12 protein-coding genes are annotated in these 13034 nt (G+C 49.8%); all 12 read right to left on the bottom strand.

Features of this window, described 5'->3' with window-relative positions; all coding sequences use genetic code 11:
• Positions 1-125: 125 nt before the first annotated feature.
• Positions 126-776 (bottom strand): cytidylate kinase-like family protein, encoded by a 651-nt coding sequence (locus KTH89_RS16745; RefSeq protein ID WP_158347925.1) that lies wholly within the window; start codon positions 774-776, stop codon positions 126-128.
• Positions 777-787: 11 nt separating this feature from the next.
• Positions 788-1498, bottom strand: a complete 711-nt coding sequence (locus KTH89_RS16750; RefSeq protein WP_158347923.1) for an ABC transporter ATP-binding protein — start codon at positions 1496-1498, stop codon at positions 788-790.
• A 12-nt stretch (positions 1499-1510) separates the two neighbouring features.
• Entirely contained in the window at positions 1511-2269 is a 759-nt protein-coding gene (locus KTH89_RS16755; RefSeq protein ID WP_158347921.1) for an ABC transporter ATP-binding protein, read from the bottom strand.
• Position 2270: 1 nt separating this feature from the next.
• Positions 2271-3233 carry a branched-chain amino acid ABC transporter permease gene (locus tag KTH89_RS16760; protein ID WP_238722464.1) on the bottom strand — a complete coding sequence of 321 codons (963 nt, stop codon included), beginning with the start codon at positions 3231-3233 and terminating at the stop codon, positions 2271-2273.
• Between the two features lie 9 nt (positions 3234-3242).
• The gene (locus tag KTH89_RS16765; protein WP_158347919.1) at positions 3243-4124 is read right to left on the bottom strand and encodes a branched-chain amino acid ABC transporter permease; all 882 of its coding nucleotides are present in this window, start codon (positions 4122-4124) and stop codon (positions 3243-3245) included.
• A 132-nt stretch (positions 4125-4256) separates the two neighbouring features.
• The gene (locus tag KTH89_RS16770; RefSeq protein ID WP_238722465.1) at positions 4257-5480 is read right to left on the bottom strand and encodes an ABC transporter substrate-binding protein; all 1224 of its coding nucleotides are present in this window, start codon (positions 5478-5480) and stop codon (positions 4257-4259) included.
• A gap of 571 nt (positions 5481-6051) precedes the next feature.
• Entirely contained in the window at positions 6052-6597 is a 546-nt protein-coding gene (locus KTH89_RS16775; RefSeq protein ID WP_158347956.1) for a putative ABC transporter permease, read from the bottom strand.
• Positions 6598-6677: 80 nt separating this feature from the next.
• Positions 6678-7547, bottom strand: a complete 870-nt coding sequence (locus KTH89_RS16780; RefSeq protein ID WP_238722466.1) for a hypothetical protein — start codon at positions 7545-7547, stop codon at positions 6678-6680.
• A 554-nt stretch (positions 7548-8101) separates the two neighbouring features.
• Complete coding sequence (gene rpsU / locus KTH89_RS16785; protein WP_021737899.1) at positions 8102-8278, bottom strand: 30S ribosomal protein S21; 177 nt, start codon at positions 8276-8278, stop codon at positions 8102-8104.
• 184 nt (positions 8279-8462) lie between these two features.
• A complete protein-coding gene (gene alaS, locus KTH89_RS16790; protein WP_238722467.1) occupies positions 8463-11102 on the bottom strand; it encodes an alanine--tRNA ligase in 2640 nt (879 codons plus the stop codon).
• A gap of 194 nt (positions 11103-11296) precedes the next feature.
• The gene (locus KTH89_RS16795; RefSeq protein ID WP_238722468.1) at positions 11297-11440 is read right to left on the bottom strand and encodes a hypothetical protein; all 144 of its coding nucleotides are present in this window, start codon (positions 11438-11440) and stop codon (positions 11297-11299) included.
• The gene (gene tyrS / locus KTH89_RS16800) at positions 11441-12679 is read right to left on the bottom strand and encodes a tyrosine--tRNA ligase (protein WP_238722469.1); all 1239 of its coding nucleotides are present in this window, start codon (positions 12677-12679) and stop codon (positions 11441-11443) included. It abuts the gene before it with no gap.
• Positions 12680-13034: the final 355 nt, after the last annotated feature.

Raw genomic sequence — 13034 nt, forward strand, 5'->3', positions numbered from 1 at the left:
CTGTTTTATTTTCTACTACTAATGTAATAGGGATCGGGGAAAATTATGTCAAAAAACTAAAAAGAAGCCATAACACAGCCAACTCCACTGTGTTACAGCCTCCGCATTTCACATTATATTTACCGTCAATAAGAACAGATTCCGCTCTCATCCCCGTATTTATCCCGGATCTGAATGTAAGACTTAATCGCCTCCACGCAGCCTTCAAAACCTAACCGGCTGCTGTTCAGGCACAGATCATAGTTATTTACATCCTCCCACTCGCTTCCGGTGTAATATTTGTAATATTCCGCCCGGTGCTTATCGGTTTTCTGGATAAACCGCTCCATCTCTTTCTCGGTCATGCTGTTGCGTTCCATAGCTCTGGCCATACAGTAATCATGGGGCGCATGTACGAACACCCGGGTCAGTCTCGGCTCATCCCTCAGCACAAAGTCCGCCGCACGGCCGATCACAACAAAATCTTCAGTCTGCGCCAGTTCCTTTAGGATCTTTGCCTGATAGTTAAACAGATTATCATTCGATACAAACTCATCGCTCTCCGGCCCGATCAGCTCGCCTTTGTAGACGGTGCTGGCCATCTTAAACAGCTGGGAATTGCGCAGCTTCTCATCCGCCTGGGCGAACAGCTGCTCGCTGATTCCACTGTCTTCGGACGCCATTTTCATAATCTCCCTGTCATAGCAGGGAATTCCCAGGTCCTTTGCCAGCATATGGCCGATGGTCTTACCGCCGCTGCCGTACTGCCTCGCAATTGCAATAATCATATGACTCATGATGATTCCCCCTACTCTCCCAGATACGCTTTTTTCACCGATTCATTGTTCATCAGATCGGAAGCTTTTCCTTCCAGCGCAATGTTGCCGGTTTCCAGCACATAAGCCCGGTCGGCGATTTCCAACGCCTTCTTCGCGTTCTGCTCCACAAGAAGGACCGTAGTGCCCTCGGCGCTGACCTGCTTGATAATATCAAAAATCTCATTTACATAGATGGGCGACAACCCCATGGAAGGCTCATCCATCAGCAGTATCCTGGGTTTGGACATCAGTGCCCGTCCCATAGCCAGCATCTGCTGTTCCCCTCCGGATAACGTCCCCGCCAGCTGGCTTTTTCTCTCTTCCAGCCGGGGAAACCGCTTATATACCATTTCCAGGGAAGCGTTGATCTCCTCTTTGTTCTTTCTCGTATAGGCCCCCAGTTTTAAGTTCTCCAGAACCGTCAGGGATGCAAACACGCGCCGCCCCTCCGGCACATGGGCCATACCGAGGGATACGATTTTATGCCCCTGCAGTTTCGTGATGTCTTTTCCTTCAAATTCAATCCTGCCGTTCTTAGGCGGGATCAGGCCGGTTACCGTGTGCAGTATTGTCGTCTTGCCGGCTCCATTGGCCCCGATCAGCGCGATAACCTCACCCTGGTTTACCTCGAATGAAATTCCTTTGATCGCCTGGATGACACCATAATATACTTTCAGATCCGTAACTTTTAACATTGCCATGTCATCCACCTCCTACTCGCCCAGATATGCCGTAACAACGGCCGGATCGTGCAATACCACATCCGGCGTCCCGCTGGCCAGTTCCGTGCCGAAATTCAATACCGTCAAATACTCGCAGATACCTGCCACCAGCTTCATGTCATGCTCGATCAGCAGTATCGTTACGTCAAATTTATCACGGACCAATTTGATCGTCTCCATCAGCTCCGCCGTCTCATTGGGGTTCATACCGGCCGCCGGCTCATCCAGCAAAAGCAGCTTAGGATTCGTGGCCAGCGCTCTGGCGATCTCAAGCTTCCTCTGCTGTCCGTAGGGAAGATTGGAGGCCATAACCTGTGCCTGACCCTCCAGACCGAATACAGCCAGTATATCCAAAGCCCTTTGGTCCATCTCTTTTTCCTTCTTAAAATATCCCGGAAGCCGGAACATAGAAGTCCACAGAGAATACTTCGTCTCATTGTGCAGCGCTACCTTCACATTATCCAGCACCGTCATTTTCTTAAACAGCCGGATATTCTGAAACGTTCTGGCCACTCCGGTCTGACAGATCTGCGCCGGGCTTTTACCCACCAGATTTTCTCCGTCCAGTTTAATCGTTCCGTTGTTCGGCCGGTAAACACCGGTCAGCATGTTGAACACGGTCGTTTTTCCCGCGCCATTGGGGCCGATCAGCCCGTACAGCATCCCTTTTTCTATATTGATCGTAAAATCATCCACCGCCCGCAGGCCGCCAAAAGAGATCCCTAAACCATTGACTTCCAATAAAGCCATATTAATCAACCTCCTTTTGGTGACGCTTAAACAGATTCATCTCCAGAAGCCGTTCTTTGACTTCCGAGTTGTTAAAGAGCATCATAACGATCAATACGATGGAATATAACAGCATCCGGTAATCGTCCGCGCCCCGCAGCATTTCCGGCAGCACGGTCAGAATGACCGCAGCGATAATCGATCCCTTGATACTTCCCATACCGCCTAAAACCACGATAACCAGAATCTCAATGGATTTGTTGTAATCAAAGGTCGTAGGCTTGATAATACCTACGTTATGGGCATAGACCACCCCGGCAATCCCCGCGAAAAATGCACCGATGACAAACGCCAGCACTTTAAAACGGCTCACCGGTATACCGATGGACTCGGATGCGATATAGTTATCGCGCAGGGAACAGATCGCCCGCCCATGCCGCGATTTTACCAGATTTGTTATAATGACGATCGTCAGGATGACCAGGATAAACACCAGCGTATAATGCTGATAGTTGGAGTACATGGGTATTTTGGAAAGCCCCTTGGAGCCATTCGTAAACGGCAGCGCATTCAGGACAGATTTTACGATTTCACCAAAAGCCAGTGTTACAATCGCCAGATAATCCCCGTGCAGTCTTAAAACCGGTACGCCGATCAGGAAGCCGAACACCGCCGCCATCACGCCGCCTGCGATCAACGCCAGGAAGAATTCCGCATAGGACGGCAGTTCCATGGAAGTGGAAATCAGAGCCCCCGTATAAGCACCAATCGACATAAAACAGGCATGCCCCAGGGATAATTCCCCCAGGAAACCGGTAACCAGATTCAGGGATACCGCCAGCATAATATTGACTCCGACGGGAACGATCAGCGCCGTATACTGCCGGTTTAACATTCCGCTCTTCATCAGTATCGTGAGCAGAACATAAGAAGCAATAATAAAAGCAATCTCCAGAATAAATCCTTTGCTTATTTTCTTTTTCACGGTCCCCACCTACACTTTCTCTGTACTGTTTTTGCCCATGAGGCCGGACGGCTTCACCAGCAGCACCACAACCAGCACGCCAAATACGATTGCATCCGCAAGTTCCGTAGAAATATAAGCTTTGGAAATACTTTCAATGATACCCAGCAGGATACCGCCGATCATAGCTCCGGGCACGCTGCCGATACCGCCCAGAACGGCAGCCACGAAGGCTTTGATGCCGGGCAGGGCGCCAAGGGTGGGCCGCAGGGACTGATACTGGCATATGTACAGGATTCCTGCGACGGCCGCCAGAAAAGAGCCGATCGCAAAAGTCATGGAGATGGTTCTGTTTACATTGATCCCCATCAGCGATGCCGCGCCTTTATCTTCCGACACCGCTCTCATGGCGCTTCCCGCTTTTGTTTTATTGATAAATAGAGTCAGCGCGATCATGCAGACCGTGGTGACTATAAGAGTTACGATCGTCAGGCCGGAAACCGTAACACTGCCAAGCTTGACCGCCGGCACATTGATAATGGATTTGAACGGAATCGGGGTCGCTCCGAAAATCAACAGCGAAGCGCTCTGCAGGAAATAGCTGACGCCGATCGCCGTAATCAACACGGCCAGAGGCGGCGCCTTCCGCAGAGGTTTGTAAGCTACTTTCTCAATCACCACACCCAGGACCGCACAGGTAACGCAGGTCAGCAGCACAGCCGGAATCGCCGGCAGCTGCATATTAATGATGGCCACATACAGAGCGTAAGCTCCTACCATAATGATATCGCCGTGAGCAAAATTGATCATTTTCGCAATTCCGTAAACCATCGTGTAGCCCAGAGCGATCAACGCATAGATACTGCCCGTCCTCAAGCCGTTGAGCAACTGTTCTATGATATTTGTCAGCATCCTCTCACCTCTCATATTTCGATTGATACATATCTTTCAAGCTCTCTTGCAAAATATGTATCAACCGAATCCTTAGTTCCTATCAACAACCGGAAAAAGGGCGTCATAGAGATGACGCCCTGTCCTTTTTCATTAATCTGCTGTATAAGCGTACTGTCCTTCTTTAATCTCGATGAATTTTGCACCCTTGTTCGGTTCACCGCTCTTATCAAAGGTCATGGTTCCGGTCAGGCCGTCTACGGTCAGGCCGTCCATTGCAGCGATCAGATCTGCGCTCTCAATGGAACCCGCTTTTTCCATAGCCGCTTTCATTACGTATACGGTATCATAACCATCCGCCGCGAACTGATCAGGAGTCGCGCTGTAAGCAGCCTCATAAGCAGTTGTGAAATCTTTCGCGCTGTCATCACTGGCCAGGAACGGGCTTAAGAAAATAGCTCCTTCTACAAAGGCCGGATCTGTAACGGCTGCCAGGACTCCGTCCCATCCGTCACTGCCGAAGAAGGGAAGGCTCATTCCCATGTCGTTGGCCTGTGCGGTGATATAGGCCGCATCGTTGTAGTATGCAGGTACGAAGATAGCTTCCGCGTCTGTGGATTTGATCTTGGTCAGCTGTGCGGAGAAGTCTACATCATCCTTCTGGAACGCTTCGCTGGCAACGATCTCGCCGCCTTTTTCCGCTACTACTTCTTCGAATTTATCCTTAATACCTGTGCTGTATTCATCAGAGGTATTATAGATCACTGCGATTTTCTTCAATCCTTTTTTATCTACCATGTACTCTGCCATAGCCTGGCCCTGCAGCGGGTCGGTAAAGCAGATACGGAACGCGTTGTCGTTCTCGATACAAGCGATCGCGGAACCGGAAGGAGTGATCTGAAGGATTCCGTCCTGGAACGTCAGGTCTGTGATCGCCAGGCCGGCGCCGCTGGTAACCGTACCGAGCAGTGCGTTGATTCCGTCATCCATCAGTGACTGGTAAGCGGGAACTACGGTTTCCTCACTTGCCTCATCATCTTTAAAGTTCAGCGATAACTGATATGTAGTATCTCCTACCTTAACGCCGCCTGCATCGTTGATCTCTTTGATCGCGATCTCGGCGCCCTGCTTAACGGAATTTCCGTAGGAAGCAGCGGAACCGGTCAGGGGCCCTAAACCTCCGATAACAAATGTATTCTCTCCTGCTACAGGCGCTGCATTGGCATCCGCGTCCGCGTCTGAAGCATCGGCTGCCGCGTCATCTGCCGCAGGTTTGCTGTCTTCTGCCGGCGCGCCGCCTTCTTCTTTCGAGCCGCAGGCCACTAAAGACAGTGCCATTACAGAAACTAACATAAGTGAAACCAGTTTCTTTTTCATAAAGTTCTCCTCCTTAAAATGTGTAAAAGATTGTGCCTGGAAAAAGGCCAAAAACGATGAAGACTCCTATGGAAAGAAGCCTTCAGCTTGTTTGTAATCATACTATTTTTGATATTATTTGTCAACCTATTTCTGTATACAAACATCCATTTTCTTTAATAAGATAAAGTTTTAACCCATTACCGCACAGGATATCTTTGCACGGGTAATTTTGCGGAACGAATCCAGGTGCTTTTACCGGTCACATCCGGGTTTTCCACTTCATTCTCCTTATAAACGCAACAAAAAAGGGAGCATCTAATCTCTTCTTAGACACTCCCTCTTTAATTCACTTGGTCCATTGGACTATACCTTCCTTAATTAGAAATCTGATGTAAACTTTACGTTCTCGGTGGTCTGTACCTCCTTTGCTTAGACTTTGAATGAAAAGCTTAAGTTTTTGGTGGTCCGTACCTCTCTTTCTTGATTTCTTTTGATGTTTTTATTATAGGAGGTTTTGTCCAAATTGTCAACACTATTTTTGAATATTTTTCATATTATCTGTCAATTTCTTTTTATGCAGCAAGTTGTCTTACGATATATAAAATATTCCGCCGCTGCCTTGATCCTCTTTCCTGTTACGGTAAATCTTCGTGCAGAAGGCAGACAGGTAATAGCAGATCAGGACGAATCCAAGGATTCTTCCAAACATGACCGGATAAGATTTCACGATCCGTTCCACAAAGCTCTGAAGGAACCAAAACTCAAATACTGAGTAAAGTCCCCATACGATCGAACTCTCCAGGCAGATAATCCCCTGGTAATTAAAGGGTTTCTCAGTATAGTCCCACCATACTCCTCCAAATACCCGGATCATGATCTTAGCCGTACAGAATTCAATCGCCGTGGCCATCAATGACCCAAATACAAATAACTCCAGATAGTTTCCGGCAAACGGCCTCAGTACAAAATACACCGTCAGCGCTCCCACACCGTAAATCGGGCAAATCGGGCCCCGGATAAAACCACGGTTGGTAAGTTTCTTGTTACAAAACGACATATAGATAGATTCAATCGTCCATCCAAGTATGCTGTAAATAAAAAACCAATGCACTACATAGTATACATCCACACCCATAAACGTATGTCCCAACACTTTTGTTTCCCACCCTTTCTGTCTTTAGATTTTTTGCGTTAAAACGACCGGTTGTACTTAACTCAATCCTCTGTCCTGCGCTTTACAACTCCATACAGAATAAATAATACGACTGCTGCAGCGGCAGCGATGCCGCCCCATTTCACAAAACCGGAGAAAATACCGTTTCCGGCTGCTTCCACCATACTGCCCAACGCCCCGTTACCGGCCAGCGTCTCGGTCAGGGCCCCCCGTCCTATAGTGCCGAGGAATAGATAGATCAACCCGGCGGGCAATGCTGCAATCCCGGCCCACAGCATACACTGTGACATTCTCCGGCGTACAAGACCGATCAGGAACAGCATGCAGACGATCAGCACAATCAGCAGCACCTTCGTCATTGGCGCGAACAACGTATGTATCAGGTTCAAGGTGGCCGGGGATAAATTTCCCGCTACCTGCTGCGGCGTCGGTATCACCGCCACGACATAATCAGAAGCCTGTTCCACTACAAACATCAGCGCCGAACGCGCCTCCGTGCTGATATTCAATCCATTCTTCTGCGCTACCTCGTCAAGTCCTTCCCCAAATACTTTGGAAAGCTCCTCCGCCGTAACCGCCCCTGCCTCTTTGCCCAGAACGATGTAGTTCAAACAGTCTGTCGCGTAATCCGAGATAAATCCGCTGACAGCGTCTGATTCCAGTATCTGATCCATGGTATCGTCGGGAAGCCCGAATAACACCAGATACTTCTGCGCTTCGCCCATCTTGGAGCCGGCCAGTTCCTTCAGGTTGAGCTCTTTTACCACGGTCTTGACATTCTTCTGATTCACCATCTGTTCCATGGATACGACCCCGATCAGGCCCGTCAAGCTTATAAATATCACCAAACTCAGAACAGCCGCCACAAACCCTGAGAAAACGCCGCCGCTCTTTTTTCTTCTTCTGCTCATTTTCTAATCCTCACACTTCTGCTGTCCAAATCACTTGTTCATTATAATGTATAAGCTTTCAAATAACAACCGGGTGCAACAAAAATTTAACAATCCTTAGGAAAAATTAAGAATTCCTTTATGAATTAAGGGCCGGGAAAAGCGGGAACGGGCGGGGGCTTCGGGGATGGCCGCATACCTTGGGGTCGCCAAGCGCTTCGGACGGGCCTAAGAACGGGTAACTACGATGGAGGGAGAACCCCTTATTGGCAGGGCCCGGAACAAACTCGCCAGAATGCGGCTCGAACAGTGTTCCGGGCCCTGCGGGGTTCTCTCTCCATCTGCGTAACCCGTTCTAAGGCCCGTCCTCAAGCGATTGGCGTCCCCAAGGTATGCGGCCATCCCCGAAGCCCCCGCCCGTTCCCGCTTTTCCCTACTATTTATTGGGCTGGGTTACATGGGCTATTTGGTTTGGGTTTGGGTATTGGTCTGTTTATCAGTTTTTTGAGTGTGTTTATGAGTTTTTATTAAATAAAATACCCCTGAGTGCCTGGGCACTCAGGGGTTCTGCACAATTAATTGTATTTACGTTTTCTAGCCGCTTCTGATTTTTTCTTACGCTTCACGCTGGGTTTTTCGTAATGTTCTCTTTTACGAATTTCCTGCTGGATCCCAGCCTTTGCACAGTTTCTCTTAAATCTACGTAAAGCGCTATCTAAGGTCTCGTTCTCTTTTACGATTACGTTCGACATAGTATCACACCTAACCTCCCTCCAGCCTTGTATTGTGCATCATACGACCGACTGTCTGGGTATTTTATTGCACTAACAGTAATTATAGCATAATTTTCAGATTCGTCAACTATATTATCGGAAAAATCGGAACTTATGCGGATTTTTCTGCGGGGAACGGCTTGTGTTCCCGGATTTCTATTTCTTATTTTATTTGTGCTTCCAGGACTTTGGCCGTCTCCTGGATAGCCGCTTCGATACCGTCTGGATTTTTACCGCCGGCTTGAGCCATGTTCGGGCGTCCGCCGCCGCCGCCGCCCACCAGGGAGGCGATTCCCTTAATCAGGTTCCCTGCGTGCGCTCCTTTTGAGAGGGCTGTGTCTGTAGCCATGGCCACCAGGTTTACTTTGCCTTCTTTGGCGGAGGCTAATACGATTACGCCCTCGCCCAGTTTGTCTTTTAACTGGTCTCCCAGGTCGCGCAGGCCGTTCATGTCCACGTCGTCCACTTTTACCGCCAGCAATTTGACGCCCTTGATCTCCTGTACCTGATCCATGACGTCTCCTAATGAATCCTGGGCAAGCTTGGCCTTTAAGGATTCGTTCTCGCTCTGGAGCGCCTTCATCTCTGCCATCAGATGGTTTAGCTTGACAGTCAGGGAGGCGGGAGTTGTTTTTACGATTCTGGCTGCTTCCGCCAGATTTTCTTCCAGCTCATCATAATAATGGAATACGCCGTTTGCCGTCAGCGCTTCGATTCTGCGGACACCGGCGGCGATTCCTGTCTCGGACAGGATCTTGAACGCGCTGATAGTGCCTGTGTTGGCGACATGGGTTCCTCCGCAGAGCTCTGTTGAGAAATCACCCATGCGAACTACCCGCACGCTGTCTCCGTATTTTTCACCGAACAGGGCCATGGCGCCTGTCTTTTTCGCTTCCTCCAGCGTCATGATCTGTGTCTGTACCGGCAGGTTTTCGGCTATTTTTTCATTGACGATCGCTTCTACTTTCGCAAGCTCCTCAGGGGTCAGCGCTGAAAAATGGGTGAAGTCGAAACGAAGACGGTCGCCGTTTACAAAGGAACCTGCCTGCTCCACATGGGTTCCCAGAACCGTCCGCAGCGCTTTCTGAAGCAGATGGGTGGCGCTGTGGTTTTTGGCCGTCGCCTGACGCTTGCCGGCATCTACACTGAGTTCCACCAGGTCCCCTACTTTGAACATTCCCTTGGTCACTTTTCCGATATGGCCGATCTTGCCGCCCAGCAGTTTGACGGTGTCTTCCACTACAAATTCATTGTTTCCCCGGCGGATAATACCGGTGTCGGCAACCTGGCCGCCGCTGGTGGCGTAGAAAGGGGTTTCCTCTACGATAACCGTTCCCGTTTCCCCATCTGCCAACGCCTCCACCAATTCTTCCTCCGTGGTCAGCACCGTGATCGCAGAGCTGTGGTTCAGCGTCTCATATCCGACGAATTTGGAAGTGATGGACGGATCGATGGATTCATATACCGTGACATCAGCGCCCATGTAGTTGGTCACTTTTCTGGCTTTACGGGCCTTCTGGCGCTGTTCCTCCATGGAGGCCTTGAATCCTTCCTCATCTACATTAAAGTCTTCTTCCTCCAGTATCTCCTTCGTCAGATCCAGAGGGAATCCATAGGTGTCATATAATTTGAACGCATGCTCACCGGACAGGGTTTTCTCATTATTCTCCTTCATCTCCTGCATCATTTCTTCCAGAATATGAAGGCCCTGGTCGATGGTCTTGCTGAATTTGTCTTCTTCCTGAGCCAGTACTTTTATAATGAAGTCCCGCTTCTCTTCCAGCTCCGGATATCCGTCTCTGGAACCCTCGATCACCGATTCGCAGAGCTTCGCAAGGAAACCGTCCTCGATTCCGAGAAGGCGTCCGTGACGGGCCGCGCGGCGGATCAGACGGCGCAGCACATAGCCGCGGCCCTCATTGGTGGGCATAATACCGTCGGAGATCATAAACGTGGCGGAACGGATGTGGTCCGTGATCAGGCGGATAGATACGTCCGTTTCCTCGCTCTCTTTATAGGTTACGTTGGCGAATTCACAGACCTTATTGCGCAGCGCCTGCAGCGTGTCCACATCGAAGATCGAATCCACTCCCTGAACGACCACTGCCAGCCGTTCCAAGCCCATGCCGGTATCGATATTTTTATGCTCCAGCTCTTCGTAGTTTCCTTTGCCGTCACTCTCAAACTGGGTAAATACATCGTTCCATACTTCCATATACCGGTCGCAGTCACAGCCCACGGTACATCCCGGTTTCCCGCAGCCGTATTCCTCCCCGCGGTCATAATACACCTCGGAGCAGGGGCCGCAGGGGCCTGCGCCATGCTCCCAGAAGTTGTCCTCTTTACCAAAACGGAAAATACGGTCGGCGGGAATGCCGATCTCTTTTTCCCAGATTTCAAACGCCTCGTCATCATCCAGATAAACAGACGGATACAGGCGGTCTGGGTCCAGCCCTACCACCTTAGTCAGAAACTCCCAGGTCCAGGCGATCGCCTCCTGTTTAAAATAATCGCCAAATGAGAAGTTTCCAAGCATCTCAAAAAACGTACCATGACGGGCCGTTTTTCCTACATTTTCAATATCACCGGTACGGATACACTTCTGACAGGTGGTCACCCTGTTTCTGGGCGGGATCTCCTGACCGGTAAAATAAGGTTTCAAAGGAGCCATACCGGAATTGATGAGGAGCAGGCTGTTATCATTATGAGGCACCAGAGAAAAACTTTTCATAGCCAGATGTCCCTTGCTCTCAAAAAATTCCAAAAACATTTTCCGCAATTCATTTACACCATATTGTTTCACGATCTCTTCCTCCTGGGTAATTCATTTATCCTTGCATATATTTACTACGGCCCTGCTGCTATTAGCTTGCGCACTTTCCAACTTCAGGCCATAAAATCAGTAGGACATAATAAAACACCAGCGTTTATGCCAGTGTTTTTATTATATGGATATTTCAAATCTTTGTCAATCAGTTATATGGGAGCCTTTCGTTCTTACTCCTCAACTCCGGCTGATTTTGCACTTTTGCGGTCGCGCAAAAATTTGCCGAACCGGATACCGCCGAACGCAACCGCAGCGATAAATACCATACTCAGAACAGTCTTAACAAATTCCGCCCAAAAAGCCATCTCACTCACCTAACCTTCCTTGATTTGATGATACCCTTTTTTGCCCTTCTTTATTAATAACACACCATCCGAATCAAAATCATCGCCGGTAAACTTCTTGTCAAATTCCGTCACCTTCACGTCATTGACGGTAACGCCGCCCTGCTGGATCAGTCTGCGCGCTTCCGAACGGGTCGGAGCCAGCTTCGTATCCACCAGAAGCGTGATCAGATCAATTCCCTCCGCCAGCTGTTCTTTGGAGTAAGTGGTGGTGGGAATATCGTCGCTCTTCCCTCCATTGGCAAACAGCGCTCTGGCCGCATCCTGGGCTTTCTTCGCCTCTTCCTCCCCGTGTACGATCTTGGTGATCTCAAAAGCGAGGACTTCCTTCGCGTGATTAATCTCGGCGTCTTTTAGCGCTCCCAGCCTGCGCACCTCGTCCATCGGCAGGAAGGTCAGCAGGGAAAGGCATTCTTCCACCTTTACATCCTCGATATTCCGCCAGTACTGATAGAATTCATAAGGCGAGGTCTTCTCAGGATCCAACCAGACGGCTCCCTTCATGGTCTTGCCCATCTTGATGCCCTCACTGGTGGTTAACAGCTTAAAGGTCAGGCCGTATGCCGGCTTCTGTTCCTTTCTCCGGATCAGCTCCACGCCCCCGATAATATTGGACCACTGGTCGTTGCCGCCCAGCTCCATGGTACAGCCGTACTCTTTATTCAGCTTCCAGAAATCATAAGACTGCATCAGCATATAGTTAAATTCAAAAAAGGTCAGCCCCTTTTCCATCCTCTGCTTATAACACTCAGCAGTCAGCATCTTATTGACCGAGAAATGAACCCCGATCTCCCGAAGGAACTCCACATAATTCAGATCCAGCAGCCAGTCCGCATTGTTCGCAATGACCGCATGATCATCATCAAAGTCGATAAATCTCCCTAACTGCTCCGCGAACCGCTTGGCATTATAATCGATCTTTTCTTTTGTCATCATATTACGCATATCGGATTTCCCGGAAGGATCCCCGATCATCGTCGTTCCGCCTCCCAGCAGAGCAATGGGGCGGTGTCCGGCCCGCTGCATATGCATCATAGCCATAATCGTCAGAAAATGGCCAGCCGTAAGGCTGTCCGCCGTCGCATCAAACCCTATATAAAAGGTAACACTTTCCTTACCCAGCAATTCCCTGATTTCATCCGGATGGGTCGCCTGTTCGATAAAGCCCCTCTCCGTCAGCACGTCATAAACATTTCCCTGTGTAGACATTTTAGTCCCTCCTTCGTTTCTTATGGGTTATCTTACCATATTGGCCCTGGTGTTTCAAGAGTCCCGGGGGATTTTCATCTTCGCGGCTTTGCATGTTTCGTTACGGGGATGCCGGGCTGATCTGCGGGTGAGCGGAGTTCTTCCCCTGGGTTTTGTATGCCCGCCGCTTCGGGCTTGGGACAGGGCGGTATCCGGGCATGCTCCGGCGGCTGGGGGCTTTTGTGTCCCCTGGGAAGCGCGGAGGGCTTGCGCTGGCATCCGCTAAGTGGAATCGAAAAGCCGGGTTCAGGAACCGAGCCTATTCACCAGGAACACGTGATGTGTTCCCGGTTCAGAGGCTCTTGCCCGTCGGACG

Origin of the sequence: Diplocloster agilis, from assembly GCF_019042275.1 — a bacterium.
Taxonomy (GTDB): Bacteria; Bacillota; Clostridia; order Lachnospirales; family Lachnospiraceae; genus Diplocloster; species Diplocloster agilis.

Coding starts and splice junctions, on each gene's coding strand:
- KTH89_RS16745 (WP_158347925.1), bottom strand. CDS start 776: ATGAGTCATATGATTATTGCAATTGCGAGGCAGTACGGCAGCGGCGGT.
- KTH89_RS16750 (WP_158347923.1), bottom strand. CDS start 1,498: ATGGCAATGTTAAAAGTTACGGATCTGAAAGTATATTATGGTGTCATC.
- KTH89_RS16755 (WP_158347921.1), bottom strand. CDS start 2,269: ATGGCTTTATTGGAAGTCAATGGTTTAGGGATCTCTTTTGGCGGCCTG.
- KTH89_RS16765 (WP_158347919.1), bottom strand. CDS start 4,124: ATGCTGACAAATATCATAGAACAGTTGCTCAACGGCTTGAGGACGGGC.
- KTH89_RS16770 (WP_238722465.1), bottom strand. CDS start 5,480: ATGAAAAAGAAACTGGTTTCACTTATGTTAGTTTCTGTAATGGCACTG.
- KTH89_RS16775 (WP_158347956.1), bottom strand. CDS start 6,597: ATGGGTGTGGATGTATACTATGTAGTGCATTGGTTTTTTATTTACAGC.
- KTH89_RS16780 (WP_238722466.1), bottom strand. CDS start 7,547: ATGAGCAGAAGAAGAAAAAAGAGCGGCGGCGTTTTCTCAGGGTTTGTG.
- rpsU (WP_021737899.1), bottom strand. CDS start 8,278: ATGTCGAACGTAATCGTAAAAGAGAACGAGACCTTAGATAGCGCTTTA.
- tyrS (WP_238722469.1), bottom strand. CDS start 12,679: ATGTCTACACAGGGAAATGTTTATGACGTGCTGACGGAGAGGGGCTTT.